Origin of the sequence: Streptomyces sp. WMMB 714 (assembly GCF_900090125.1) — a bacterium.
Classification (GTDB): Bacteria; Actinomycetota; Actinomycetes; order Streptomycetales; family Streptomycetaceae; genus Streptomyces; species Streptomyces daqingensis.
The window spans coordinates 458,186-482,695 of sequence record NZ_FMHJ01000006.1 but is presented as its reverse complement, the minus strand read 5'-3'; the positions used below and the strand labels follow the sequence as shown (position 1 = coordinate 482,695).

The following is a 24,510-nucleotide window of genomic DNA, read 5'->3' as shown; positions in this document are numbered from 1 at the left end:
TCTACTCCTTCACGACTCGCAGGGTGCGCAGGGACGCATCGGCCGTGTCCGGTACGTACAGACCGGCGGCGACCCCTGTGCGCAGGTACTCCAGCGCCTCACTCCCGATCCGCTCGCCCGGCACGACGACCGGCACCCCCGGCGGGTACGGGCTCGCCGGTTCGGCGGCGACGCGCCCCGCGGCCTCCTCGATCGGCACCTGCTCGGCAGGCCCGAAGTAGGCGTCGCGCGGGAGCATCACCGTCTCCAGGCGCAGGCCCTCGGGCGAGGGCAGCCGGACGTCGACCGGGCCGGGGAGCGTGCCGCTCCGTCCGGCGAGGTCGCTCAGGGCGCCCAGCAGCGCCCCGGCCGAGTCCTCGTCGTCGGCGTGGGTGAGGTTGGCGATGACGCGGCGGTGGTCCGCCAGGCCCACGTTGATCTGCCACTTCTCGCGCAGCAGGTCCGCGACGGCGTACCCGCTCGTGCCGAGGCCGGCCACGTCGAGGACGAGGACCAGCGGGTCGTACTCGAACGCCCCTCCCGGGCCCGTCAGTTCGGACGACAGCGGGCGCAGGCCGGGGAGTGCGGCGATGCGGCCGCGCAGGGAGTGCGCCAGTTCCAGGGCCCGGTCGAGCAGACGCGTGCCGTCCTGGACCATGTGGCGCCGCCAGCCGTCGAGGGCCGCGTACATCAGGACGGACGGGCTCGTCGTGCCCAGCAGGTCCTCCCGCAGCTTCAGCACGGCCGGATCGACGAGGCCGCCCTGCTGGTGGAAGACCGACCCCTGTTCGAGGCCCCCTCCCATCTTGTGGACGCTCGTGACGCACACGTCCGCCCCGGCGTCCATCGCCCAGCTCGGCAGATCGGAGTGGAAGGGCAGGTGCGCGCCCCACGCCTCGTCGACGACGAGCGGCCTGCCCCGCCGGTGGCAGACTTCCGCGACACCCGCGATGTCCGCGCAAGTCCCGTACGCCGTGGGCGTGATGAGCACCATGCCACGGGCCGACGGCTCCCGGTCGAAGGCCTCGGCGACCTCCTCCGGGCCCGGCGGATGCGCGAAGTGCCATCGCGCGTCGAACCGGGGCTCGACCCACACCGGGTCGATGCCGGCCAGCACCAGTCCCGCCACCACCGACTTGTGAGCGTTGCGTGAGACCAGCAGCTTCTCGTGCGGCCCCGCGACCGCCAGCATCGCCGACTTGACGGACAGCGAGCTGCCGCACGTGGAGAAGTACGCGCGTTCGGCGTCGACCGCGTCGGCCATCAGCTCCTGGGCGCGGCCCAGCACCTGCTGCGACATGCGGCGGTCGTCCAGGCCGTTCAGCGCGAGCACGTCGGACGCGAACACGTCCTCGCCGAGCACGTCGAGGACGCGCGGGTCCACCCCGCCGCCCTGCTTGTGGCCGGGCGGTGAGAAGTTGCGGCCGCGGTGCCTGCGCTTGTAGTCGGCGAGGGCTTCCAGCACGGGGGCCCGCGAGTGATCGAGCCCGGCCGGACCGGCCTGTGCGGCCGTCACGCCGCTCACGCCCCGCTGTCCGGCTCGCGAGGCGCGGACGCCGGGTCGGACTCGCCGCGCTTCTCGGCCTTGCGGGACCGCTCCGAGGGGTGGGGCCTGCCGCCCGGAAGGAACTCCTGCACCTTCGCCTTGATCCCCTGCTTGACCATCGCCTTGCGGTCGCTGTCGCCCCTGAGGATGGACGCGGCGGTGGCCTCGATCTGGTCCCAGTCGGCGTGCGGCGGGATCGGGGGCACCGAGGGGTCCGTCATGAACTCCACGACGGCCGGCCCCTCGGAGGCCAGCGCCTCCCGCCAGGCGCTCTGCACGTCGCCGGGCTTCTCGACGCGGATGCCCGTCATCCCGAGGGAGCGTGCGAAGGCAGCGTAGGAGACGTCCGGCAGCGACTGGGAGGGCACGAACTGCGGCGAGCCGCTCATGGCCCGCATCTCCCAGGTGACCTGGTTGAGGTCGCGGTTGTTCCAGATGCCGACGACGAGCCGCGGATCGTCCCATGTCATGCGGTACTTGGCGAGGGTGATCAGCTCCGCCATGCCGTTCATCTGCATCGCCCCGTCCCCGACGAGAGCGATCACCGGCCGGCCGGGGTGGGCGAACTTCGCGCCGATCGCGTACGGGACGCCGCAGCCCATCGTCGCGAGCGTCCCCGACAGGGAGCCGCGCATGGTGCCGCGCATCGTCACGTGGCGGGCGTACCAGTTGGTGGCCGAACCGGAGTCGGCGGTGAGGATCGCGTCGTCCGGCAGCAGCGGATCGAGGCAGTGCGCGACGTACTCGGGGTTGACGGGGTCGGCGCTCACCTCGGCCCTGCGGCGCATCACCTCCTTCCACCGGTCGACGGAGGCCATCAGCTCCTCGTGCCACTCGATCCCCTCGTCGTTCTGGCGGAGCCGGGGCAGCAGCTTCTTCAGCGTCGTCTTCGCGTCGCCGACGAGGTTGACCTCGTAGGGGTAGCGCATCCCCACCATGTGCGGGTCGAGGTCGATCTGCACGGCGCGTGCCTTGCCGTAGGGCGGCAGGAACTGGCTGTAGGGCATGCTCGACCCGATGGTCAGCAGCGTGTCGCAGTCCCGCATCAGCTCGTAGCTGGGGCGGGTGCCGAGCAGGCCGATGGAGCCGGTGACGTAGGGAAGCGTGTCGGGCAGCACGTCCAGGCCGAGCAGCGCCTTGGCGACGCCCGCCTGGAGGGTCCCGGCCACCTGCTCCACCTCGGCACGCGCGCCGCGCGCGCCCTGCCCGACGAGGATCGCCACCTTCCTGCCGGCGTTGAGCACCTCGGCGGCGTGGTCGAGGGCCCCCTCGGAGGGTTCCGCCTGCCAGCCGCTGCTGCCGAGGCTGGAGGGCACCATCTTGAACTCGTGGCCGGGCGCCTCGTATTCGAGGTCCTGCACGTCCGCGGGGATGATGACGGCCGTCGGGGCGCGCCGTCCGTAGGCGGTCCGGATGGCGCGGTCGAGGACGTTGGGCAGCTGCTCGGGGACGGTGACCGTCTCCAGGAACTCGGAGGCGACGTCCTTGAAGAGCGAGTGCAGGTCGACTTCCTGCTGGTAGGAGCCCCCCATCGCGGAGCGCGCCGTCTGCCCGAGGATCGCCACGACGGGCACGTGGTCGAGCTTGGCGTCGTAGAGGCCGTTGAGCAGGTGGATCGCGCCGGGCCCCGAAGTGGCGGTGCACACGCCGAGCCTGCCGCTGAACTTCGCGTACCCGACGGCCTCGAACGCGGCCGTCTCCTCGTGCCTGGACTGCACGAAGCGGGGCTCGTTCCCGGCGCGTTCCCAGGCGGCGAGCAGGCCGTTGATGCCGTCGCCGGGGTAGCCGAAGACGTGCTCGACCTCCCACTCGCGCAGCCGGCGCAGGACGTAGTCGGAAACCTTCTCGGGCATCGGGGGTGCTCCTCTCGCGTTCGTCGCCACAGGGCCCTGACCCGGCGATGCCGGCGGGCGGGCGGTCCGGCCCCGGCCGGTGGCGTCTCGGCCGGGCCGCCGTCGCCGGCCTCAGCCGTGCGCGGCGGGCAGCACCCCGACGCGGCGGAAGCCGGAAGGTCCCGGGAGGCCGGGGGCGGCCCGGTGGACGGGAGGGGCGCCCGGCCCGGCCGCCCGGGCGCGGAACCGCGGACTCCTGAACCGGAGGTGTCCGTATGTCGTCGGGGGTGCCATGCCGCTCCGGGTTACCGCGCGTGACGGCAGGAAACCCCGTCGCGGCGGGGCGCCGGGTCGCGGGCGCCGAACGCGCAAGAGAGCCGGAACCGTTGACGTTTGCGGCAGGGGGCCCCGGGCAGACGCACAACTACGTGCTTCGGCAAGAAGGCACATCCGCGGGAACGAGAGCTCTGTCTCGTCAGGGCTGTCAGTCCTCCCGCCAGGTGCCTCATCCCGCGGTGTTCGCTCGATGGAGTACACCTAGGGAAGTAGGGCAGCACAGGATGACGACCGTACGAACACGTACGAGGAGTGCCCGCCACCCGCACGACGACGCCCCCGACACGGCAGCGGACTTCCGCCGTATCGCCTCGCTCCCGGACGGACCGGAGAAGGAGCGCGCGCGGCAGGAAGTGGTACGTGCCTGGATGCCGATGGCCCGGCGACTCGCCCAGCGGTTCCGCAACCGCGGCGAGACCCTGGAGGACCTGCAGCAGGTCGCCTCTCTCGGCCTGGTCAAGGCCGTCACACGCTACGACCCCGACCGCGGCAGCGCGTTCGAGAGCTTCGCGGTGCCCACCATCGTGGGTGAGATCAAGCGCCACTTCCGTGACCACCTGTGGGGCGTCCACGTGCCCCGGCGTGTTCAGGAACTGCGCAACCGCGTGCGCAACAGCAGGCGCGAACTGAGCCTCTCCGCGGGCGGACGCAGCCCGTCCGTCGCCGAGGTGGCCGAACACAGCGGCATGTCCGAGGAGGACGTGCTGGTGGGGATGGAGGCGCTGGAGAGCTACAGCACGCTCTCGCTGGACGCCGAGCTCCCCGGGTCGGACGACGGCTACTCGCTGTCCGACACCCTGGGACGCGCCGAACCCGGCTTCGACCACGTGGTCTACAGGGAGTCGGTCAAGCCCCGGCTGGAGAGGCTGCCGGAGCGTGAACGCCACATCCTGTACCTGCGCTTCTTCTGCGACATGACGCAGATCAAGATCGCGGAACGGCTCGGCATCTCGCAGATGCACGTCTCACGGCTCATCAGCCGCACCTGCGAGCGCCTCCACGCGGAGGTGGACGGGGACATGGACGCGCAGGAGGCCACGCTCCGGTCCGTGCCCGCCGCTCCGGCGGAGACCGAGCCCGCCCCGGCGCAGCCCCTGGCCGCCTGAGGCGTCCCGTCCGGCTCGCGGGACGGTCACGCGGGCGCGGTCATCAGACATTCGGGCGGCCCCGGTGGACGCCGCGAGCGGAGGGGCGGTGTGCGGAACGCGCGCACCGCCCCTCCTGCGGCGCGCTGAGACGGGCGGTCCGGCGGCCCCAACCGGTTCTCGACGTACGGGTGTTCGGGGCGGCCCATGCCGCCGCCCGGCCCCCGGCGTCCGTTCCGCGCGTGTCGGACTCGTCCCTGTCTGCGAAGCTGGACGTGTCGCGGGGTCGTCGGGTCACGGAGCGCGTCGGAGGCGGACGATGGAGGCTGACAGCCAGGCACGGCAGGGCAGTCCGGCCGTCGCGGTCGCCGCGTGCGGCTACTGGCAGCGCCGGGGGATGCCCACCCGCCCCGGCCAGGTCGTCGCCGCGCCCAGCGCCCGGCTGCTGCTGCTCGCCGTCCTCGCCGCCGCGGGCGAGGGCTCCGTCCTCCTCCCGCGCCCCAGCGCCGGCTGGCACGCTCCGCAGGCCCGGCTGCTGGACCGCCCCGTGCACACCGTCCCCGTGCCCGTGGAGTGCGGGGGAGTTCCGGACCCGGTCGCCCTGCGCGAGACGGTGCGGCGCGCCCGTGCGGAGGGCGAGGAGCCGCGTGTCCTCGTCCTCTCGGTGGCCGACGACTGCACCGGAACCGTCGCGCCGCCCGAACTGCTCCACGAGGTGTGCGAGGCCGCGGGAGACGACGGGCTGCTGATCGTCAGCGACGAGAGCTGGCGCGACACCTCACACGTGCCGCACGACACCGTCCTCGTCTCTCCCGCGGAGATGGTGCACGGCGGACGGGAGTCCGACGCCGTCGTCGTCCTCGTGGGCCTGGGCGAATCGCTGCTCCCGCACGGGCCGCAGGCGGGGATCGCCCGGTTCCCCGACAGCGGGCGCGGCCACGGCCTCGCCGGATCGGTGCGCGCCGTCCTCGCGGCGCTCGACGCACAACTGCACGCGCCGGCGGACGCGGTGGTCGCCGACGCCCTCACCGAACCCGAAGCGGCGCGCACGCACCGGGCGACAGCGGCCCGTTCGCACGGTGCGCTCCTCGGTGCGCTCCACGACGTCTGCACCGAGGCCGGCGCCCTGTGCAGGCCGCCGCGGGCAGGACGGCACGTCTACGCCGATCTGGAGCCGCTGCGCCCGCGGCTGGAGGCCCACGGCGTCAAGGACTCCGCCGGTCTGGAAGCCGAACTGGTGCGGCGGCTCGGCCCGTACGCGAAAGGCGGGCACCGGCTCGGCGACGAGCCGCAGGCACTGCGCGTGCAGCTCTCCGGCGGCCTGCTGACGGCAGGGCCCCCCGGCCCGGCGCCGTTTGCTTCACCGGATGTCAGCGGGGCACTCGACTCGCTGAGATCTGTTCTCCACGGACTGACCGCTCCCGGGGAGTGATTGTGGAACCGGACCGGATGCTGACAGAGCATGAGACGCACACCGAGAGCTCTCCGCAGAGCCAGCCCGAGAGCTCGCAGCGGAACCCGCCCGAGAGTTCGCAGGCGAACCCGCCCGAGAGTTCGCCGCAGCAGCACCGCGGGCTTCCGCCCGATCGTCCGCAGAACCCTCCCCCGGCACGGGACGGGAGCCGGTTCCGGACGCCCGTCCGGACGGGCGAGGTACCCGGCGGCCGGCAGGCTCCGCCCGCACCGCAGCCGCTGGGGGCGCGGCGCCTCTGGCCGCGCTCCTTCGCCGACCGTCTGACGTCGCCCCTCCCGGGAGTGCGCGCACTCGCGCGGGTGGCCCGGGAGGGCGCGCTGCGCCCCTCCTCCGACGCGCTGCGGGAGGTGGCGGACATCCCCCGCGAACCCGGCCCGCTCCCCGCGGCGGACGCCGCGACGGTCGCCGTCACCTGGGCGGGGCACGCGAGCTGGATCGTGCGGATCGGGGGACTGACCGTGCTCACCGACCCCGTCTGGTCGCGGCGCATCCCGGGCACGCCCGCACGCGTCACCCCGGTCGGCGTGGCCTGGGAGGACCTGCCGCCCGTCGACGCCGTGGTCGTCTCCCACAACCACTACGACCACCTCGACGCGGCCACCGTCAAGCGGCTGCCGCGTGACACCCATGTGTTCGTGCCCGCCGGCCTGGCGCGCTGGTTCCGCAAGCGGGGCTTCACCAGCGTCACCGATCTGGACTGGTGGGAGGGCGCGGAGCTGCCGGGACCGGACGGCGGCCGCGTGCGCGTGGACTTCGTACCCGCCCACCACTGGTCCCGGCGGACGCTGACCGACACGTGCCGGTCGCTCTGGGGCGGCTGGATGCTCACCGAAGAGCGGGGCCGCCGCGTCTACTTCGCCGGCGACACCGGGTACGGCCACTGGTTCGCGGAGATCGGCCGCCGCTTCCCCGGCATCGACCTGGCGCTGCTGCCGATCGGTGCCTACGAGCCGCGCTGGATGCTCGGACCGGTGCACACCAGCCCGGAAGAGGCGGTACGGGCGTGCGAGGACGTCGGGGCGTGGGCCATGGCTCCCATGCACTGGGGCGCGTTCCTGCTCTCCGGGGAGCCCCCGATGGAGCCGCTGGAGCGCGTGCGCGCGGCATGGGCCGGTACGGGACGCCCCCGCGAGGACTTGTGGGACCTTCCCGTCGGAGCCTCGCGCGTGCTGCCGGAACCGCGGTGAGCCGCCCGGCCCGCCGCGCTTGCCTCAGCTTGCCGGCGTCTCCTTGCCCGTCCGCCTCCGCAGCCGGTGCCACAGCGGAGGCGCCACGCTGATCAGCACGGTCAGGGCGATCGCCGCGACCAGCCCCTCCCACGGCTCCGGGAAGAGCACGCCGCCGAGGATGCCGATGAGCGCGTACGTCACCGTCCAGGCCACGCAGGCGGGGACGTTGCCGTGCACGAACTCGCGCGTCGGCATCCTCGCCAGCAGGCAGGCCAGCATCACGGGGATGCGTCCCGCCGGTACCAGGCGCGACAGGACGAGCACGGCGACCCCGTGGGCCCGGAGTTTGTGCTGGGCCTGTTCGAGACGGTCCGGAGGGGCGTGCGCCCGCAGCCGCTCCAGCCACCGCGATCCGTTCCGTGAACCGACGCCGCGCCGGCCGAGCGAGTAGAGCGTCACGTCTCCGAGGAAGGCGGCGGCCGTCGCGATCCCGAAGACCGCGGCGAGGGAGAGCGCCGGGACGCTCTGGTGGAGGGCCACCACGGCCGCACCGCTGACCAGGGCGCCGGTCGGGATGACGGGCACCAGCGAACCGACCACGACCAGCAGGAACAGCGCCGGGTAGGTGACGGCCTGCTGGGTCGGCTCCGAAGGGACCAGGGCCGCGGCCCCGTCCTCCCAGCCGGCGGCCAGGTTCCAGACTTCCGGCCCCCAGACGTGCGGCCCCCGGACTCCCGGCAATAGCTGAACGGTCATCAGACCATCTCCAGCCTTATGCTCTCGCCGTGCCCGAGCCGGTGCACCGCCACCTCGGGCGCCGACTGCCCGGCCTTCCGCGCGAACTCGTCCCCGGGGGAGTGGAATTCGTGCGGACGTACCGCGTCCATGCCGATCGGCCAGTACGTGCCGTAGTGCACGGGCACCGCGTACCGGGGGCGCAGCCGCGTCAGGGCCTCGGCGGCCCGGCCCGCGTCCAGGTGCCCCTCGCCCAGCCACGGCCCCCAGCCGCCGACGGGGAGGAGCGCGACGTCGACGGCTCCCACCGCCTCCGCCATGCCGTCGAAGAGGCCCGTGTCCCCTGCGAAGTAGGTGCGGGCCGCTCCCTCCACGACGTACCCGAGAGCGGGCGCGCGGTGCGGGCCGTACGGCAGGCGGCGTCCGTCGTGCGCGGCGGGCACCGCGCGTACGGTCACCCGGCCGTCCTCGCCGCCCCCGCCTCCGGCGCCTTCCACCACGACCGAGTCGCCGGCGGAGACCTCCTCCAGCCGCAGGAGCGGAGCGAGCCGCCGCAGCCCGGGGACGGCACGGAGCGCCCCGCGCGGGACGAGCACCCGGGTCTGCGGGGACAGGCGGGCGAGCGAGCCGAGATGGAGGTGGTCGGCGTGCAGGTGGGAGACGAGCACGACGTCCGCCTCTGCGGCCGAGGCGGGCGGCAGCTCTCCGCGCCGCCTGCGCAGATGCGCCATGCGCCGGACGAGAAGCGGATCCGTGAGGACGGTCACTCCCGAGTCGCGCACGGCCGTGGTGGCGTGCCCCCACCATGTGACTTCCACCGGCACCTGGTTCCTCCTCGCTGCCGTGCGGCCTGCCGGAACGGCGGCCGAACGACCGGTTCCCGCTGTGCTGCGAGGGTATGCGCCGGGTCTCGGTCACCGGGAGGGCGCGGGCCTGCCGCATCCCGGAATGTGAAAAAGTGGAGAATATCCCGCGCGTTGGGCGGGTTCACGTGTCCGCAAGGGCCTGCGCGGAGTTGGGAGGAAGCATGCGACTGTGGATGTTTCCCCCGATCCCGCCCCTGCGGGCGCCCGGCCGCTGGCGGAACCTGGGCGCCGCCGCGCTGCGGGTCCTCGCGGTGTGGACGGTGAGCACCCTCACCCTGCTGGTTCTCGCGGCCGTCCTGCCCGACTTCCGCCTCCAGTCGCCCGAAGGCAGCAGCGCGACGTTCATCGGCACCACCGCCGCCATAGGGGCCGGGGTCTTCGGCCTGCTGGGCGCGCTGGTGTGGCCCGTGCTGGTCCGGGCCCTGCTGCTGGTCCCCGCCCTTGTCCTGGGCGCTCTCGTGTTCTTCCTCAACGGCTCGCTGCTGTGGCTGGCGCTGTCGCTGGTGCCCTACGGGCGCGGTTCGGCCGACGCGGGCACCGCGGTCGTCGTCGCGGCGGTGATGTCGGCGGCGTCCTCCGCGACGAGCACGGCGCTGGCCGTACGGGACGACGGCGCCTACCGCCGGCGGCTCGCCCGCCTCGCCGACCGCCGTCGCCGCCGTGAAGGCGCCGGCGAGGGCCCGCGCACCCCGGGCACCGTCTTCGTGCAGCTCGACGGGCTGGGCTACGACATGCTGCGGGAGGCCCTGCACGGCGCTCCCGGGGAGCCTCCGCTGATGCCCGCGCTCGCCGCGATGCACGGCACCACGCACCGCCTCGCCCGCTGGCGCACCGACTGGTCGTCGCAGACGGGGGCCAGCCAGCTCGGCATCCTCTACGGCTGCAACAGGGACGTCCCGGCCTTCCGCTGGTACGAGAAGGACCGGGGCGAGGTGATCGTCAGCAACCGGCCGAGCGGCGCCGCCGAACTGCAGCGGCGCGCCGTGGAGGAGACGGGCGACCGCGGTCTGCTCGCTCAGGACGGCGCGAGCCGCGGGAACCTCTTCAGCGGCGGCGCCGAGCAGGTCGCCCTCGTGCTGTCGGTGGCCGCGCGGCGCGGACGGGAGAACCGTTCCCGCGCCGGGTACTTCGCCTACTTCTCCGACCCCGCCAACGCCACCCGCACCGCCGTCTCCTTCGTGGCCGAGGTGCTGCGGGAGACCGTCCAGTCGACGCGTGCACGCCTGCGCAGGGAGCGGCCCCGGGTCCCGCGGGGCGGCCTCTACCCCCTCATCAGGGCGTTCGCCACGGTGGTGCAGCGTGACGTCGTCGTCGCCTCGGTGCTGGGGGACGTCTTCAGCGGACGGACCGCCGTCTACGCCGACCTCGTCGCCTACGACGAGGTCGCCCACCACTCGGGGCCGCGGAGCCGGGACGCCCGGCTGGTGCTGCGCCGGCTGGACAGGTCGCTCGCCCTGATCGCCAAGGCCGCGGAGCGGGCGCCCCGGCCGTACCGGATCGTCTTCCTCTCCGATCACGGCCAGAGCCCGGGGGAGACGTTCCGGGGCGCGTACGGGCTCACGCTGGAAGACCTCGTACGCGCCGGCTGCGGCCTCTCCGTCTCGCGCCGGGTGGGGCGCACGCCCAGCGGCGCCGAGGCGCGCGAGGCGGCGCGCGCCGCGCTGCACCGGCCGGAGGACGGCTTGCTGCGGGGCACCGGGGGAAGGCCGCAGCGCGGAGCCGGTCCGCTGGTGCTCGCCTCGGGCAACCTGGGCCTCGTCTCCTTCCCCGACGTACCGGGCCGCATGTCGATGGAGCAGATGGACAAGCGGCATCCCGCGCTGCTGCGGACGCTGGCGGACCATCCCGGTATCGGCTTCCTGCTCGTGCACAGCGAGGAGCACGGGCCCGTCGTGCTCGGCAGGGACGGCAGCGCGCACCGGCTGGAATCGGGCGAGGTCGTCGGGGGGAGCGACCCGCTCGCGCCGTTCGGGCCGGGGGCCGTGGAGGTCGTCCGCCGCACTGCGGGGTTCCGCAACGTGCCGGACATCATGGTCAACTCGGTCGTCGAGCCGGAGAGCGGCGCGGTGCACGCGTTCGAGGAGCAGATCGGCTCCCACGGCGGCCTGGGCGGCCCCCAGAACCAGGGCTTCCTGCTCTCTCCCGTCGAACTGTCCGCTCCGGCCGGGGAAGGCGAGGAGCTGGCCGGGGCGGAACGGCTCCACCTCGTGCTGCGGCGCTGGCTGAACGAGGCCGCGGAGGAGTCCGTACCCGGCACCGCCGGCACCGAGGACGTACAGCGGGCGGGCCGGGGGGCGCGGCACGACGACGCCACGGGTGCGGGTGACCCGGCGGGTGCGGGTGACCCGGCCGTGACGGCCGATGGGACAGGGCCGGGCGATGTGGCAGGGATGGCCGATGTGACAGGGATGGCCGACGTCCCGGGCCCGGACGCCCCCGCGCCGGTCCCGGGACCCTCACGTGACGCCCGGGTGCCCGGGCCCCTCAAGCCGCCCGGCCAGGACGACCGGCCGGCGCGGCCCGAGGGCGGGGACTCTCAGGACGACGCCGGGGACCGCCGCTCCTCGCGCAGGGGCGCGCCCACTTCGTGAAGGTGCCGCAGAGCCTCACGCCACGACGCGACGAGCCCCGTCTCGTGGTAGGCGATGCCCAGCTCGGCGCAGTACTCGCGGACGATGACCCGTGCCCGGCGCAGATGCGGTGAGGGCATGCTCGGGAACAGGTGGTGCTCGATCTGGTGGTTGAGCCCGCCGAGAGCGATGTCCGTCAGCCGGCCGCCCGTCACGTTGCGGGAGGTGAGGACCTGGCGGCGCAGGAAGTCGGGGCGGTCGTCACCCGTGAGCGTCGGCATGCCCTTGTGGTTGGGCGCGAAGATCGAACCCAGGTAGACGCCGAAGACGGCCTGATGGAGGAAGAGGAACGCGACGGCCATGCCGGCGGGCAGCACGGCGAAGATCGCGGCGAGATAGCCGGCCAGATGGGCGAAGAGCAGCGCCCCTTCCAGCAGCCGCCGCTTCATGTGCGGCTGCCGCAGCGCCCGGACGCTGGAGACGTGCAGGTTGAAGCCCTCCAGCGTCAGCAGCGGGAAGAAGAGCGCGGCCTGGTGGCGTCCTATGAACCCGGGCAGCCCCTTCGCCGCTCGTGCCTGGTCCCGTGACCAGACGAGGATGTCGGGTGCGACGTCGGGGTCCAGCTCCTCGTGGTTGGGGTTCGCGTGGTGCCTGGTGTGCTTGTTCATCCACCAGCCGTACGACATGCCCACGCCGAGGTTGCCGACGATCCGGCCGCCCACCTCGCTGGCCCTGCGCCCGGAGAAGACCTGCCGGTGTGCCAGGTCGTGGGCGGCCAGGGCGAGCTGACCGAAGACCAGCCCCAGGAACGCGGCGACCGCGAGCTGCCACCAGCTCTCGCCCAGGGCGAAGAACGCCGTCCAGCCGCCTGCGAGGGCGAGCCCCACGAGAGTGAGGCGGACGGTGTAGTAGCCGGGCCGCCGCCGCAGCAGCCCGGCGTCGGCCACGCGACGGGACAGCCGGGCGAAGTCGCTGCCGCGCTGCGGCTCGGTTTCCGGAGCTGAAGATGCTGGGGGTTCCGCGAACGCTGTCGTCATGGGACAAGGCTCCCGGCGGCCGGTGTGCGCGGACAGCCGCGCAGCATGCCTCCCGCCGGGGGTGCGGACCTCAGGGAGGGGGTGGTGCTACGTCCACCCCCTCCCTCCGTTCTCCGTCCTCTGTCTTCCGTTCTCCGCCCGCCGTCGGCGGGGCGGCCGTGCGGGAGCGTGGCCGTGCGGCCGGCGGTGTCAGAAGTCCTGCGAGGACTCGTGCGCGTAGCGGCCGTCGCCCTGCTTGCGCTGGAGATGGATGCGCCTGGCCAGCCGGATCACGGGCCTGACCAGCAGCTCCACGCTGCCGAGGACGAAGCACCAGGTGCCCGCCGTCTGCCACACGGTGAAGAAGAACATGACGCTGCCCGCCAGGAACCACAGCGCGATCAGGATGTCGTTGACGATGGACGCGTACTCGTAGCGCTGACGGAGCATCAGCTCTTCGCGCTCCATGCGCATCTTCAGGGACGGCTCCCGCTCGCCGGCCCCGTGTGCCCGCCCGTGCGCGCGCCGCTGCCCGTGCGGGCGGCTGCCGCCCGCACGCTCTCCGTCTCCCCGCTTGCCGTGCGCGTCGTCGTTCGGCTGGGACACTGTTTCCTCCTGTGGACGAACCGGTGACGTCCGGCGCCGGCCCCGGCTGCGGGAGCGGTCCGGTCGCGGGCAGCCGGCCCGTCCGACCAGCGGCCGCGTGGCACGCCGCGGGCGTCAGCCGCCGTGGGCCCAGCTCAGCAGCTCCTCCGCGCCCCAGGTGTTGATGACACGTCCGGCCGGGACACCGCACTCCACTGCACGCGTGCAGCCGTTGATCTGCCAGTCGAGCTGGCCGGGCGCGTGCGCGTCGGTGTCGATCGAGAAGAGGACCCCCGCGTCCACCGCCTGACGCAGCAGCCGGCGCGGCGGATCGAGCCGTTCCGGACGGCAGTTGATCTCCACGGCCGTTCCCGACTCCTCGCAGGCCGCGAACACCGCCTCCGCGTCGAACTGCGACTCCGGACGTGCCCTGCTGCCCGAGAGCAGCCGCCCCGTGCAGTGCCCCAGCACGTCGACGAGCGGGTTGCGCACCGCCGCGAGCATCCTGCGCGTCATGTCCGGCCGGGACATCCGCAACTTGGAGTGGACCGACGCGACGACGACGTCCAGCTCCGCCAGCAGCTCCTCCTCCTGGTCCAGCGAACCGTCCAGGAGGATGTCGCACTCGATGCCGGTGAGCAGCCGGAACGGCGCCAGCCGCTCGTTGACCTCCGCCACCACCCCGAGCTGTTCGCGCAGCCGCTCCGCCGAGAGGCCCCTCGCGACCGTCAGCCGCGGTGAGTGGTCCGTCAGCACCGCCCACTCGTGCCCGAGCTCCGCCGCCGTGCGCGCCATGGCCTCGATCGGGCTGCCGCCGTCCGACCAGTCGGAGTGGAGATGGCAGTCACCGCGCAGCGCCCCGCGCAGCTCACCCGCCTCGCCCGAGGGCTGGGACACCGTCCCGGTCTCGGACTCCAGCTTCGCCAGGTAGCCGGGGACCTCGCCCCGCAGCGCCTCCCGCACGACCTGGGCGGTCTTCGGGCCCACGCCCTTGAGCGACTCCAGAGACCCGGAGGAGGCGCGTTCGGCGACCTCGTCCGGGGCGAGCCGCGCGAGTACGTCCGCGGCGGTGCGGAAGGCCCGCACCCGGTACGTGGGGGCCTGCTCGCGTTCCAGCAGGAACGCGATCCGCTCCAGTGCGCTCCGGGGATCCAACGCTCGCCTCCTCGACGGCGCGCGGTGCGTCTCTCCGCGCGCTGCTCACCCTGCTCCTTTCCACGGTGCTGCACGACACGCGGCCGTGCCCGCCGAGGCCGGGGGCCGCGCGGTCCGGGGCCCGTCGGCGCGCGGCCCGCCTGGACGTCAGCCCGTGGAGGACACGACCGGAGCCGCCGGGTCCGTCGGGGCGGGCAGCCACACCGCCGTGTCGGCGGGCACCTCGCCGTCGGGCACCGGGCCGCTGGCGAGCAGCGTCCGGGAGCCCGCGGGAAGCCGGAGCGGGCCGGGCCCGAAGTTGACGACGCACCGCAGCCCGCCGCGGTCGAAGGCCAGGTGGCCGGCGCCGGGCGGGTTCAGCAGCCGGAACGGGGCACCGCCCGGCGCCACGGGGTGGTCGCGGCGGATGCGCAGGGCCTCCCTGTACAGCGACAGCATCGAATCCGGGTCGTCCTCCTGCGCCGCGGCGGTGAGGTGCGCCCAGCCGTCCGGCTGGGGGAACCAGCAGTCACCGGGGGCCGCCCGGGAGAAGCCGTACGGCGGGCGGCTCCCCGACCACGGCAGCGGCACCCGGCAGCCGTCCCGTCCGCGCTCGGTGCGGCCCGAACGTTCCCAGACGGGGTCGCGGAGGCGCTCGTCGGGAAGGTCCGCCTGGGGGAGCCCCAGCTCCTCGCCCTGGTAGACGTACGCCGTACCGGGCAGCGCCAGCATCAGCAGCGCGGCGGCACGTGCCCGCTGCCGGCCCCTCCGTCCGCCGCCGAAGCGGGTGACCGGCCGTACCGCGTCGTGGCTGGAGAGCACCCAGGTGACGGGGGCGCCGACCGACTCCATCGCGCGGGCCGAGTCGGCGATCACTCCGTGAAGCTGCCGCTGGTCCCAATCGGCTTCCAGGAAGGCGAAGTTGAAGGTCTGCTGCATCTCGCCGGGGCGCACGTAGCGGGCGAGGCGCGCGGGTTCGAAGACGGCCGCCTCGGCGACGAGTACCCGCTCCCGCGGTGCGCAGGAACCGGGGGGACCCGCCGGGTGGCCGTCCAGCAGGGCACGCCAGCTCCGGTAGAGCGGGTGCAGCTCCTCCTGGTCGTAGTACGGCATGAGGTGGTTGCGCGCCGGGTCCTCGTGCTGGCCGGGGCCCGCGTCCGGCAGGCCGTCCGCCTTGAAGAGGGCGTGGGCGACGTCCACGCGGAAGCCGTCCACGCCGTGGTCGAGCCACCAGCGCATGACGCGTTCGAACTCGGCGTGCACCTCGGGGTTCCGCCAGTCGAGGTCCGGCTGCTCGGGGGCGTGCAGATGCAGGTACCACTCGCCGCCGTCCGTCCGGGTCCAGGCGGGGCCGCCGAAGGCGGAGCGCCAGTCGTTGGGCGGCTCCGCGCCGTCCGGGCCGCGCCCCGGCCGGAAGATGTAGCGCTCCCTGGCGGGGGCGCCGGGCGGCGCCGCGAGCGCTTCGAGGAACCAGGGGTGCTCGTGGGAGGTGTGGTTGGGGACGAGGTCGACCAGGACGCGCAGGCCGAGGCGGTGGGCCTCCGCGGTGAAGGCGTCCAGGTCGGCGACCGTGCCGACGTCGGACGCCACCGCGGTGTGGTCGCTGATGTCGTACCCTGCGTCGGCCAGCGGCGACGGGCAGAACGGCGTGAGCCACACCGCGTCGACGCCCAGCCGGTGCAGGTGGGGCAGGCGCCGCCGCGCTCCGGCCAGGTCGCCGATGCCGTCGCCGTCGGAGTCGGCGAAGGAGCGCGGGTGGATCTCGTAGCAGACGGCGTCGCGCCACCACTCGCCGCGCGGGGCGGGTGGTGGCGCGGGCGTCGGGCGGTTCACTCCGTGCGTTCCAGCCGGGCGACGCCGATGTGCGCGTCCGCCATGCCGTAGAAGACGTACGTCACGCCGCCGATCTCCTCGATCGCGGTGGGGAAGACCACGTTCGGCACCGTCCCGGAGCGCTCCTCCTCGGTCTCCGGGGCCATCAGCGGCTCCGCGGAACGGGCGAGGACCTTCGCGGGGTCCGCCGGGTCGAGGATCATCGCCCCGGCCGCGTAACTGACCTTCTGGTTCTGCGCGAACGGGTCCTCGATGCTTCCGGAGACGCCGTGGTGGATCAGCAGCCACCCCTCCTCGACCTGGATGGGTGCCGGCCCGGCGCCGATCTTCAGGCTCTCCCAGGGGTGTTCGGACATCGCGACGAGACGGTGGTCGCGGGGCCGGGTGAGCGCGGTGATGTCCTTCTCGGCCTCGGCGACGGGCACGTAGGAGATCCAGATGCCGGGGCGTTCGTCGGTCACGCCCGCGGGCAGATGCACCCCTTCGCCGGGCCGGAACCAGGAGAGGTCCCACATGGGCCGGTGCAGCATCGCGTACGCGGGGGCGCCGTCGGGGCCGGGCACCGGCACGGGGAAGTGCACGACGTCCTTGTTGGGGAAGAGGTTGAGGTCGGTGTCCAGGTCGGCCTGGTAGGCGAACTGGAGCGGCCCCAGCCGCCGCCACTCGCGCAGGTCCTCCGAGACGGCGAGCGCGGGCTTGGGGCCGAGCGGCCCGTAGGCGACGTAGGACATCACGTAGTGCCCGAGGCTCGGGATCCACGTCACCCTGGGGTCCTCGACTCCCGCGTTGTTCTTGCCGCGCTCCCAGCCCTCGTCGGGTGCGAGCACGACTCCCCGCCGGGTGACGCCCGTCGGGACGCCCTCGGTCAGGGTCACTTCGGCGAGTCCGACGCGCGAGACGTTGCCCTCGGCCACGAGGCGGGGCAGCAGGTGCAGGGCACCGTCCTCGGTGCGTCCGGACGCGGGGTTGAGCACACCCTCCGCCTCCAGGGGATCTCCCGGAGAGGGCGACATGACGACACCCTCCCGGACGAGCCGGTACGGGATGCGGGTCGGGTCGGTGTGAGTGGTGCGGTCGAGCACGGTGCGATCAGCCCTTTATTCCGGAATCGATGTCGGTCTGGGTGAAGTGGCGCTGGAAGAGGAGGAAGAGCACCACGGCGGGGGCGGCCAGGACGCAGGCCCCGGCCATGAGGGCCCCCGCCGGGTTCTCCACGGTGCCGCGCAGATTGCTCATGAAGCCCGCCAGGGAGACGGCGAGGGGCTGCATGGAGGCGTCCTTGGTCACCAGGAACGGCCAGAGGAACTCGTTCCAGGGACCGATGAAGGTGAGCAGTGTGCCGGTGAGCAGTGCGGGACGCGCCATGGGTATGGCGACGCGCCACAGGACGCGCAGTTCCCCGGCGCCGTCGATGCGCGCCTGCTCGAAGAGTTCGGGGGGCATCTGCAGGAAGAACTGGCGGAAGAGGAAGACGGCCGTGGAGTTGATCGCGAAGGGCAGGATCATCCCCAGGTAGCTGTCGCCCAGCCCGTAGTCCCGCACCACCAGCACGTACAGCGGCAGCATCAACAACTGGAACGGCACGGTCTGTACGAGGAGCAGCGTGGCGAAGAGCGTGCCGCGGCCGCGGAAGTGCAGCCGGGCGAGGGCGTATCCGGTGAGTACGCCCAGGACGAGGGTGCACAGCAACACGCCCATCGTGAAGATGCCGGAGTTGATCAGTGAAGTGCCCAGTGAGATGGCGGTGTTGATGGCCTCGTAGTTCTGTGTCCCGCTGCTGCCCGGGCGGGGGACCGCCGATCCCAGGTCGCCCGTGGTCGCCTTCTGCAGCGACTCTCCGAACATGTAGAGAAACGGGAAGAGGAAGACGACGGCACCCAGCAGAAGCACCAGCAGGCTCAGTGGACGGCGAGCGGAACCGCGACTCGGATTCATGGCTCAGGCTCCCTTCTCGTCGTTCTTCTCGGTGAACCTGCGGGCGATCAGGGAGAGCGTCACCACGAAGAGGACGAGTACCACGCCCAGCGCGGCCGCGAAGTCCGGGTGCGCCTGCTCGATGCCCTTCTGGTAAAGGATCAGGACCGGGGAGGCCGAGGCGTGATCGGGCCCGCCGCCGCCGGTGAGCAGATACGGCTCGGTGAAGAGGTTGGAGCCGGTGATGATGGCGAGCACCGTGACGAGGGTTGTGGCATGGCGTACGCCGGGCACCGTCACCGTCAGGAAGGTCCGCACGCGTCCCGCACCGTCGACGGCCGCGGACTCGTACAGCTCTCCGGGGACGCTCTGCAGCGCCGCCAGGTAGAGCATCACGAAGAAGCCCAGCCCCTTCCAGGTGACGAACACCGCCACGACCGGCATCGCCAGCGTGGAGTTGACCAGCCATGACGGGTCGGGTGCGAGGTCGCCCAGCAGCTTGTTGACCAGTCCGTCGGTGCCGAAGAGGAACGACCACACCGCCACCAGGGCCACGCTCGCGGTGACGTACGGCAGGTAGTACGCGGCACGGAAGAAGGAGCGAAGGGGCAGCTTCGCGTTGAGCGCCGACGCCAGCGTCAGGGACAGCAGCACGGTCAGCGGCACGTTGATGACGAGGAAGATGCCGATGTTCACGAAGGACCGCTGCACCACCGGATCGGTGAGCACGTCCGCGTAGTTGGCCAGTCCCACCCACGGTGCGTCCACGTCGGCGCCGGGTGCCGTGAAGTAGAAGCGGTGGAAGGACATCCAGACCGTGTAGCCGAGCGGCACGGCGAAGACCACGAGCAGGAAGAGCGCGTACGGGGAGACGAACAGGGCTCCCAGCGACGGCCGTCGCGGCCGGTGCCCACTGCCCTGCGAGCGCGATATGAGGGGGAGACTCATCGGGGGACCTCAGTATTCGTCAAGGATCTCGGAGATGTCGCGAGAAGCGTCGCGCAGCGCGCCCTCGGGCCTCTCCCGGCCGAAGACGACGGAAGCGGTCCACCTGTCACGCAGCGCCTGCCACACGTCGACGGAGCCGGCGACGCTGGGTACCTCGACCGTGCGGTCGGCCTGTTCGGCGTACTTCCGGTAGCCGGGGTTCTTCTCGAAGTAGGGCGCGTACTCCTCGAGCAGGTGCGGGCGCATCGGCATCTGGCCGGTGTCCTGAAGGAACGCCCCGTCCTGCTTCTTCGACGTCGCGAACTTCAGCACGTCCCAGGCGGTGGCCCGGTTCTCGCAGGCGCTGAACATCGAGACGGACTTCTCGTCCGAGAACGTGCTCGTCTCCTCCAACGACCGTCCCTCGGAGGTCGGCACCGGCACGACGCCCCAGTCGATGCTGTCCTTGTACGCCGCCACGGCCCACGGCCCGGCGATGGTCATCGCGGACTTGCCCGCGGCCATGGCGTCGCCCGGGAAGAGTTCCTGGGGCGCCAGCTTCTCCCGGTAGACCGTGCGCCAGAAGTTCACGACGCGGCGCCCGGCAGGAGTGTCGAACTGCGGCTCGCCGTCCTTCACGAGCTGCTTTCCGCCGCTCTCCGCGATGAAGGACGGGTAGAAGTCGAACCAGGACTGGAAGAACTCGGAACTGGGCGCCGGCCAGATCGCCGCCTTGGCGGCACCGCTGCGGACGATCTTGCGTGAGCTGTCCAGGAAGTCCTCGTACGTGGACAGCTTCGGATGCTCCGGATCCAGACCGGCCTTCTCGAAGTGCTTCTTGTTGTAGAGGATCATCACCGGGTTGCTCTTCCACGGCAGTTGGTAGAACTTGCCGTCCTCCGACCGGTACTGGTCGGCCCGTTCGCCTGTGCGCGAGGTGACGTAGCGCTCGCCGCCCGGGAAGTCGTCGAGCGGGACGAGGCCGGCCTGCTTCTGGAACTGCGGCACCGAGGCGGGCGAGGTGTTGAAGACGAGGCACGCGCTGTTGCCCGCGACGATCGAAGCGCTGAGCGCCTCCTCGGAGGTCTTCCCGGCCGGTATCTGCTGGGCCTTGATGCGCTCTCGCGGATGCGCCCTGTTCCATTCGGCGACCATCTTCTTGCCCCAGGTCACCTCTTGGGCGTTGTTCGACAGCCACACGGTGATCGGGCCACGCGAGGTCGCCGCCGTGGCGCTGTCGGGTCCGGTACGGGCACAGCCGGCGCTCGCGCCCGTCAGCGCGAGTGCCAGCAGCGTCACTGCCGTCTTCCTCAGCAAGGCTCACTCCGTACTGTCGGTCCGGACGCGGGGGGCGCACCCGGAGTCGTGCGGTCCCCGGCGGAGGCGGGGTGGGGCAGTGCCGACCGGACGGGCGCCGGCCGGGCGGGCGCGGGGCCCATCGAGGCGCGCGGCAGCAGTTCGGCCGGGGCGAGTTCGACGTCGTCCGCCCGGCCCGCGGAGACGACCTCGTCCAGCGCTCGGGCGGCGGCCGCGCCCCAGCTGAGGGCGTCCGCCCGCGCGGAGGCCAGCGGCGGATGGGTGTAGGCGGCGAGCGGGGTGTCGTCGTAGCCGACGACCGAGAGGTCTCCCGGCACGGCCAGGCCCAGTTCGTGGGCGACGGCCAGGCCGGCGGTCGCGGACAGGTCGTTGGCGTAGACGATGGCGGTGGGACGCGCGTCGCCGAGGGCCAGAAGTTCGCGGGTCGCCGCCGCGCCGCCGTCCGCGGTGAACCCGCCCGGCAGGACGGGGCCGGGGGTGAGCCCCGCCGCGCGGACGGCCTCCTCCCACGACGCCTGCCGACGGCGGGAGTGCCTGAACTCCTGCGGCCCGGCCACGTGGGCGATGTGCCGGTGCCCCAGCTCCACCAGGCGCGCGACGGCGCCGGTGAAGGCGGGACGGTCGTCCAGGCCGACCGCGCACAAGCCCTGCGCGCAGTCCGGGTCGCCGACCACCACGGCGGGCATGCTCAGGCTCCTGGTGAGAGCCGGCCGGGGGTCGTCGACCCGCATGTCGGTGAGCAGCACGCCGTCGACGCGCCGGTCGGCGGCCAGCCGCTCGTACGCCGCCGCCTCGTCGCCGGGACCGGTGACGTGCAGAACGAGCGAGTCGCCCCTGGGGGAGAGGACCGATTCGACGCCCGCGATGAAGGCGGGGAAGAACGGGTCGGCGCCGATGGCGTCCGTCTCCCGTGTCAGGACGAGGCCGAACGCCCCCGCCTTCCCGTGGGAGAGGGCCTGCGCGGGCCGGCTCGGGCGCCAGCCGAGTTCGGCGGCGGCGGCGAGGATGCGCGCCTTGGTGTCCTTGGCCAGGCCCGGGCGGCCGTTGAGCGCGAACGAGACGGCGCTCGGGGACACGCCGGCGAGTTTCGCCACGTCCGCGATGGTGGGACGCCGGTCTCTTGCTGCCATGGAGCGGGCCTGTCTGTACGTCGGTGTCGCGTGCGCCGGTGCCGTGCTGTCCGGCGTGCGCGAGGGGGGACGGGCACGCCGGACAGCACGGCACCGGCGACGGTGGTTGACCAAATGCGTGGTAGCGGGCGTTACATTGCGTTTAAACCGCTTTAACTCCCGCGCAATGCCTGCACTTAATCGGATGGCCGTGCGAGGTGTCAACGGGTGCGGCGAATCTTCTCCGCCGGGCCCCGGAGCACGCCGGGAGGGCCCGTCCGGCCCGGGGCGTCCGACTGCTCGTGCGCGGCGCGAGTTCGCCCGCTACGGCAGGAGCCGGCGCAGTTCCCCGGCCGTCTCCGGCCCGGCCGGCAGGAACGCCTCCACCGCGAGTTCCGAGACGGTCACGTCCACCGGTGTGTTGAAGGTCGTGATCGTCGAGAGGAACGAGAGCCGGCGGCCCTCGTGCTCGATGACGAGCGGCAGCGCGAAGGGGCTGTCGCCGCCCGCGCTCTCCTCGCCGCCCGGCGGCAGCGGGTACGCCGAGACCTCCTCGTACAGCCGGCGCAGCTCCTCGGACCGGAGCAGTGCGAGCTGCCGCTCCATCTGCCGCAGCAGATGGCCGCGCCACTCCCGGAAGTTGAGGATGCGCGGCGCCAGGCCCTCGGGGTGGAGGGTGACGCGCATGGCGTTGAGCGGCGGCGCGAGCAGCTCGCCGGGGACGCCCTCCAGCAGCATCGCGATGCCGCGGTTGGCCGCGATCACCTCGTACGCGCCGTCGACGGCGAGCGCCGGGTACGGCTCGTAGGCCGTGACCGTCCGCTCCAGGTCGGCACGGAGCGCGTCGAGGGCGGGGGAGCGCGCCGGAGTCGTGGGGTAGTGCGGGGCGTAACCGGCCGCCAGCAGCAGCGAGTTGCGCTCCCTGACGGGGACGTCCAGATGCTCGGCCAGCCGCAGCAGCATGTCGCGTCCGGGCACGGCGCGGCCCGTCTCGACGAAGCTGATGTGGCGGCTGGACGAGTCGGCGCGCAGGGCGAGTTCGAGCTGGCTGAGCCCCGCACGCTCGCGCCAGTGGCGCAGCATCGGGCCCACCGGGCCGCGAGCGGCGCCCTGTCGGCCCTGGGAGCCGGGACCCTCCTCTGGTCCCCTGCCCGTTCCGGCCGAGGGGCCGCGGTCCCGCCCACCTTCGGCCGAGGGGACCGGCCGGGCGTTCGTCATGCGCCGAGTCTACGGCGCGTGCGGTGCCGCGAGCCGTCCGCCGGGCACGGGAGGCAGCCGGCTCCTACGCTGGCGTCAGACCCTCGAGAGAGAAGGAAGCGAGACCCTCATGGCACCAGAACCTCTGAGCCGGCAGCAGACCGAGGAAGCACTGGCCGGACTCACCGGCTGGACGACGGACGGCGAGAGCATCTCGCGCACGTACTCCTTCGCCAAGCACCTGCCGGCCGCGGCCATGGTCGTCCATGTGGCCGCCATCCAGGAGGAGTTGAACCACCACTCGGAGATGAGGCTGGGCTACGGCGAGCTCTCGGTGACGGTGAACACCCACAGCGTCGGTGGGAAGGTGACGGACAAGGACGTCCAACTGGCCCGCCGTATCGAGGAGATCGCCCCCGGGCACGGCGCGAGCTGACCGCGCCCCGCGAGCTGACCGCGCCCGGCTCATCACCGGCAGCCGTACACGAGAGCCGCCTTCGGCCGGACTGCGCCGACCACCGGGTGCGGACGCGCCACGGTCAACAGGCCGGGCCCGGCCGCCGGTCGAGGCGGCCGGGCCGAAGTCCCGTCCTCGCTCTCAGCCCGTCTTCAGGGTGAGGCCGTACTTCTTCAGCGGCTCGCTCACCGGCTGGTAGTACGTCGTGCCTCCGAGGGAGCAGTCGCCCGAGCCGCCGGACGTCGTCCCCTGGGCCTGGTCGCTCGAGATGAACGGGCCGCCGGAGTCGCCGGGTTCGGCGCAGACGGTGCTGCGTGTCAGCCCCTCGACGGTGCCTTCCTCGTAGGTGATGGTGGCCCCGTGCTGCTCGATCGTGCCGCAGCGCCAGCCGCTCGTGGAGCCGGAGCGGCACACGGACGAGCCGGGCGGCATCTGCTGCGACCCGGAGACGGTCACGTTCGCGCCGCCCGTGCCCTTCACGTAAGGCGTCGCCCGCCAGCCGCTGTTGGCCTCGACCCACCCGAAGTCGTCGCCGGGGAACGAGCGGGCCCGCACCGTGCCCTGCGCCGCCCGGTTGTGGCCCGTCGTCTTCGCACCTGCCTTGCCGCAGTGCCCGGCGGTCAGGAAGCCGTCCTTGCCGCCCTTGGTGACGGCGAAGCCGATCGAGCAGCGCGTGGAACCGTTGGAGTAGTACGACTCCCCGCCGCGCAGGTCCTCCGCGTAGAGACGTGGCCGCTCCGCGGACTGCGTCACACGGACGAGTTCCGGAGCCGCGCCGCTCCGGGTGAGGAAGTCCTTGGCGGCGGCGGGCTGCCCCGCCCGTACGAGCACGCTGTTGGACTGCACGTCCACCGCCCACACCGACGTGGCGCGCGGCGCCCGGTTCAGCGCCGTACGGTCCAGGGCCTCCTTGGCGGCCTCCAGCTCGGCGAGGCTGTGCTCGACCACTTCGGCGGTGGCCCCGGCGGCGGTGATGACGCGGGTGTCGCGCCGGTCGGTGGTGGCGACGGTCAGCTTCGAGGTCGATCCGGTGACCCAGGCGCCCCCGTAGCGAGACCCGAGCTTCTTGCGGAGGGTCTTCTCGATTGCCGCGGCCTGCCGCTCGTTGACGAGCCTGGTCCTGGCCTGGGACGTGGTGATGCCCAGGTCGCGGCTGATGCTCTTGAGCATCCCGGGGGCCACCTCGGGGGCCGGGGCGGTGCCGCCGGTGGGCGACTGCCCGGGGGGAGAGGGCTCCGCGGCGGCGGGCAGGGAGCCGATGGCGAGGGCGCCGACGGCCATGGCCGTGGCGGCGAGGACAGGGACCTTACGGGGCATGCGCTCTCCTCGTTCGCTGGTGCACGGGCGTGACCGGCCCATGCTTCAGCGTCCGGCGGCGGTGCGGGCGGCACCACCCGTGCGTGGACCAGATGGGCGCACCCGCGGGCGC

General features: G+C 73.0%; 20 protein-coding genes. 5 read left to right on the top strand and 15 right to left on the bottom strand.

Annotated features, from left to right (window positions below; genetic code table 11):
• Nucleotide 1: 1 nt before the first annotated feature.
• Together H181DRAFT_RS14180 and H181DRAFT_RS14175 are read right to left on the bottom strand one after the other, a co-directional pair.
• The gene (locus H181DRAFT_RS14180; protein ID WP_254666833.1) at nucleotides 2-1,504 is read right to left on the bottom strand and encodes an aminotransferase class I/II-fold pyridoxal phosphate-dependent enzyme; all 1,503 of its coding nucleotides are present in this window, start codon (nucleotides 1,502-1,504) and stop codon (nucleotides 2-4) included.
• Nucleotides 1,501-3,378 (bottom strand): thiamine pyrophosphate-requiring protein, encoded by a 1,878-nt coding sequence (locus tag H181DRAFT_RS14175; RefSeq protein ID WP_045864717.1) that lies wholly within the window; start codon nucleotides 3,376-3,378, stop codon nucleotides 1,501-1,503. Before H181DRAFT_RS14175 ends, H181DRAFT_RS14180 begins: the two co-directional genes overlap by 4 nt.
• Nucleotides 3,379-3,917: 539 nt before the next feature.
• On the opposite strand from H181DRAFT_RS14175, the gene H181DRAFT_RS14170 reads away from it, so the two are divergent.
• From H181DRAFT_RS14170 to H181DRAFT_RS14160, 3 genes are all read left to right on the top strand, one after another.
• Nucleotides 3,918-4,799, top strand: coding sequence for a SigB/SigF/SigG family RNA polymerase sigma factor (locus H181DRAFT_RS14170; RefSeq protein WP_078895725.1), 882 nt, complete (start codon nucleotides 3,918-3,920; stop codon nucleotides 4,797-4,799).
• Nucleotides 4,800-5,097: 298 nt separating this feature from the next.
• Nucleotides 5,098-6,210, top strand: a complete 1,113-nt coding sequence (locus H181DRAFT_RS14165) for an aminotransferase class I/II-fold pyridoxal phosphate-dependent enzyme (protein WP_045864716.1) — start codon at nucleotides 5,098-5,100, stop codon at nucleotides 6,208-6,210.
• Nucleotides 6,211-6,227: 17 nt separating this feature from the next.
• Nucleotides 6,228-7,439, top strand: coding sequence for an MBL fold metallo-hydrolase (locus H181DRAFT_RS14160; protein WP_078895737.1), 1,212 nt, complete (start codon nucleotides 6,228-6,230; stop codon nucleotides 7,437-7,439).
• A 24-nt stretch (nucleotides 7,440-7,463) separates the two neighbouring features.
• On the opposite strand, the gene H181DRAFT_RS14155 is transcribed toward H181DRAFT_RS14160, so the two are convergent.
• Both H181DRAFT_RS14155 and H181DRAFT_RS14150 read right to left on the bottom strand, forming a co-directional pair.
• Nucleotides 7,464-8,177 carry a DedA family protein gene (locus H181DRAFT_RS14155; protein ID WP_078895724.1) on the bottom strand — a complete coding sequence of 238 codons (714 nt, stop codon included), beginning with the start codon at nucleotides 8,175-8,177 and terminating at the stop codon, nucleotides 7,464-7,466.
• Nucleotides 8,177-8,980 (bottom strand): MBL fold metallo-hydrolase, encoded by an 804-nt coding sequence (locus H181DRAFT_RS14150; RefSeq protein ID WP_045864715.1) that lies wholly within the window; start codon nucleotides 8,978-8,980, stop codon nucleotides 8,177-8,179. The genes H181DRAFT_RS14155 and H181DRAFT_RS14150 overlap by 1 nt, the downstream gene beginning before the upstream one ends.
• A 203-nt stretch (nucleotides 8,981-9,183) precedes the next feature.
• Here H181DRAFT_RS14150 and H181DRAFT_RS14145 point away from each other — a divergent pair, with 203 nt between their 5' ends.
• A complete protein-coding gene (locus tag H181DRAFT_RS14145) occupies nucleotides 9,184-11,613 on the top strand; it encodes a phage holin family protein (protein ID WP_254666832.1) in 2,430 nt (809 codons plus the stop codon).
• Here the strand turns inward: H181DRAFT_RS14145 and H181DRAFT_RS14140 are convergent.
• The 10 genes from H181DRAFT_RS14140 to H181DRAFT_RS14095 all read right to left on the bottom strand — a co-directional run bounded on the left by H181DRAFT_RS14140 (nucleotide 11,559) and on the right by H181DRAFT_RS14095 (nucleotide 22,510).
• Nucleotides 11,559-12,629 (bottom strand): fatty acid desaturase family protein, encoded by a 1,071-nt coding sequence (locus H181DRAFT_RS14140; RefSeq protein ID WP_045864714.1) that lies wholly within the window; start codon nucleotides 12,627-12,629, stop codon nucleotides 11,559-11,561. The two genes, H181DRAFT_RS14145 and H181DRAFT_RS14140, sit on opposite strands and share 55 nt — an antisense overlap.
• Nucleotides 12,630-12,818: 189 nt before the next feature.
• Nucleotides 12,819-13,214 (bottom strand): YrhK family protein, encoded by a 396-nt coding sequence (locus H181DRAFT_RS14135; protein WP_254666831.1) that lies wholly within the window; start codon nucleotides 13,212-13,214, stop codon nucleotides 12,819-12,821.
• 114 nt (nucleotides 13,215-13,328) lie between these two features.
• Nucleotides 13,329-14,348 carry a PHP domain-containing protein gene (locus tag H181DRAFT_RS14130; RefSeq protein WP_045864713.1) on the bottom strand — a complete coding sequence of 340 codons (1,020 nt, stop codon included), beginning with the start codon at nucleotides 14,346-14,348 and terminating at the stop codon, nucleotides 13,329-13,331.
• A gap of 147 nt (nucleotides 14,349-14,495) precedes the next feature.
• Nucleotides 14,496-16,160, bottom strand: a complete 1,665-nt coding sequence (locus tag H181DRAFT_RS14125; protein ID WP_045864712.1) for a glycoside hydrolase family 13 protein — start codon at nucleotides 16,158-16,160, stop codon at nucleotides 14,496-14,498.
• Nucleotides 16,157-17,173, bottom strand: a complete 1,017-nt coding sequence (locus tag H181DRAFT_RS14120) for a glycoside hydrolase family 130 protein (RefSeq protein WP_045864821.1) — start codon at nucleotides 17,171-17,173, stop codon at nucleotides 16,157-16,159. Before H181DRAFT_RS14120 ends, H181DRAFT_RS14125 begins: the two co-directional genes overlap by 4 nt.
• A gap of 76 nt (nucleotides 17,174-17,249) precedes the next feature.
• Nucleotides 17,250-18,095 (bottom strand): carbohydrate ABC transporter permease, encoded by an 846-nt coding sequence (locus H181DRAFT_RS14115; RefSeq protein ID WP_045864711.1) that lies wholly within the window; start codon nucleotides 18,093-18,095, stop codon nucleotides 17,250-17,252.
• Between the two features lie 3 nt (nucleotides 18,096-18,098).
• Entirely contained in the window at nucleotides 18,099-19,022 is a 924-nt protein-coding gene (locus tag H181DRAFT_RS14110; RefSeq protein ID WP_045864710.1) for a carbohydrate ABC transporter permease, read from the bottom strand.
• Nucleotides 19,023-19,031: 9 nt separating this feature from the next.
• Nucleotides 19,032-20,318, bottom strand: a complete 1,287-nt coding sequence (locus H181DRAFT_RS14105; RefSeq protein WP_045864709.1) for an extracellular solute-binding protein — start codon at nucleotides 20,316-20,318, stop codon at nucleotides 19,032-19,034.
• The gene (locus H181DRAFT_RS14100) at nucleotides 20,312-21,448 is read right to left on the bottom strand and encodes a LacI family DNA-binding transcriptional regulator (protein WP_074467854.1); all 1,137 of its coding nucleotides are present in this window, start codon (nucleotides 21,446-21,448) and stop codon (nucleotides 20,312-20,314) included. The genes H181DRAFT_RS14105 and H181DRAFT_RS14100 overlap by 7 nt, the downstream gene beginning before the upstream one ends.
• A gap of 303 nt (nucleotides 21,449-21,751) precedes the next feature.
• Entirely contained in the window at nucleotides 21,752-22,510 is a 759-nt protein-coding gene (locus H181DRAFT_RS14095) for a helix-turn-helix domain-containing protein (RefSeq protein ID WP_254666840.1), read from the bottom strand.
• 244 nt (nucleotides 22,511-22,754) lie between these two features.
• On the opposite strand from H181DRAFT_RS14095, the gene H181DRAFT_RS14090 reads away from it, so the two are divergent.
• Nucleotides 22,755-23,060: a 4a-hydroxytetrahydrobiopterin dehydratase gene (locus tag H181DRAFT_RS14090; protein ID WP_045864707.1), complete on the top strand. Its 306-nt coding sequence runs from the start codon at nucleotides 22,755-22,757 to the stop codon at nucleotides 23,058-23,060.
• Between the two features lie 162 nt (nucleotides 23,061-23,222).
• Here H181DRAFT_RS14090 and H181DRAFT_RS14085 read toward each other — a convergent pair whose 3' ends face one another.
• Nucleotides 23,223-24,398 carry a S1 family peptidase gene (locus H181DRAFT_RS14085; RefSeq protein ID WP_045864706.1) on the bottom strand — a complete coding sequence of 392 codons (1,176 nt, stop codon included), beginning with the start codon at nucleotides 24,396-24,398 and terminating at the stop codon, nucleotides 23,223-23,225.
• Between the last annotated feature and the right edge of the window lie 112 nt (nucleotides 24,399-24,510).

Bases quoted from the DNA above. Each gene is read 5' to 3' on its own strand.
- H181DRAFT_RS14085 (WP_045864706.1), bottom strand. From the start codon at position 24,398: ATGCCCCGTAAGGTCCCTGTCCTCGCCGCCACGGCCATGGCCGTCGGC.
- H181DRAFT_RS14165 (WP_045864716.1), top strand. From the start codon at position 5,098: ATGGAGGCTGACAGCCAGGCACGGCAGGGCAGTCCGGCCGTCGCGGTC.
- H181DRAFT_RS14160 (WP_078895737.1), top strand. From the start codon at position 6,228: ATGCTGACAGAGCATGAGACGCACACCGAGAGCTCTCCGCAGAGCCAG.
- H181DRAFT_RS14140 (WP_045864714.1), bottom strand. From the start codon at position 12,629: ATGACGACAGCGTTCGCGGAACCCCCAGCATCTTCAGCTCCGGAAACC.
- H181DRAFT_RS14120 (WP_045864821.1), bottom strand. From the start codon at position 17,173: ATGTCGCCCTCTCCGGGAGATCCCCTGGAGGCGGAGGGTGTGCTCAAC.
- H181DRAFT_RS14155 (WP_078895724.1), bottom strand. From the start codon at position 8,177: ATGACCGTTCAGCTATTGCCGGGAGTCCGGGGGCCGCACGTCTGGGGG.
- H181DRAFT_RS14170 (WP_078895725.1), top strand. From the start codon at position 3,918: ATGACGACCGTACGAACACGTACGAGGAGTGCCCGCCACCCGCACGAC.
- H181DRAFT_RS14145 (WP_254666832.1), top strand. From the start codon at position 9,184: ATGCGACTGTGGATGTTTCCCCCGATCCCGCCCCTGCGGGCGCCCGGC.
- H181DRAFT_RS14100 (WP_074467854.1), bottom strand. From the start codon at position 21,448: ATGGCAGCAAGAGACCGGCGTCCCACCATCGCGGACGTGGCGAAACTC.
- H181DRAFT_RS14110 (WP_045864710.1), bottom strand. From the start codon at position 19,022: ATGAGTCTCCCCCTCATATCGCGCTCGCAGGGCAGTGGGCACCGGCCG.
- H181DRAFT_RS14095 (WP_254666840.1), bottom strand. From the start codon at position 22,510: ATGCTGCGCCACTGGCGCGAGCGTGCGGGGCTCAGCCAGCTCGAACTC.
- H181DRAFT_RS14090 (WP_045864707.1), top strand. From the start codon at position 22,755: ATGGCACCAGAACCTCTGAGCCGGCAGCAGACCGAGGAAGCACTGGCC.
- H181DRAFT_RS14175 (WP_045864717.1), bottom strand. From the start codon at position 3,378: ATGCCCGAGAAGGTTTCCGACTACGTCCTGCGCCGGCTGCGCGAGTGG.
- H181DRAFT_RS14115 (WP_045864711.1), bottom strand. From the start codon at position 18,095: ATGAATCCGAGTCGCGGTTCCGCTCGCCGTCCACTGAGCCTGCTGGTG.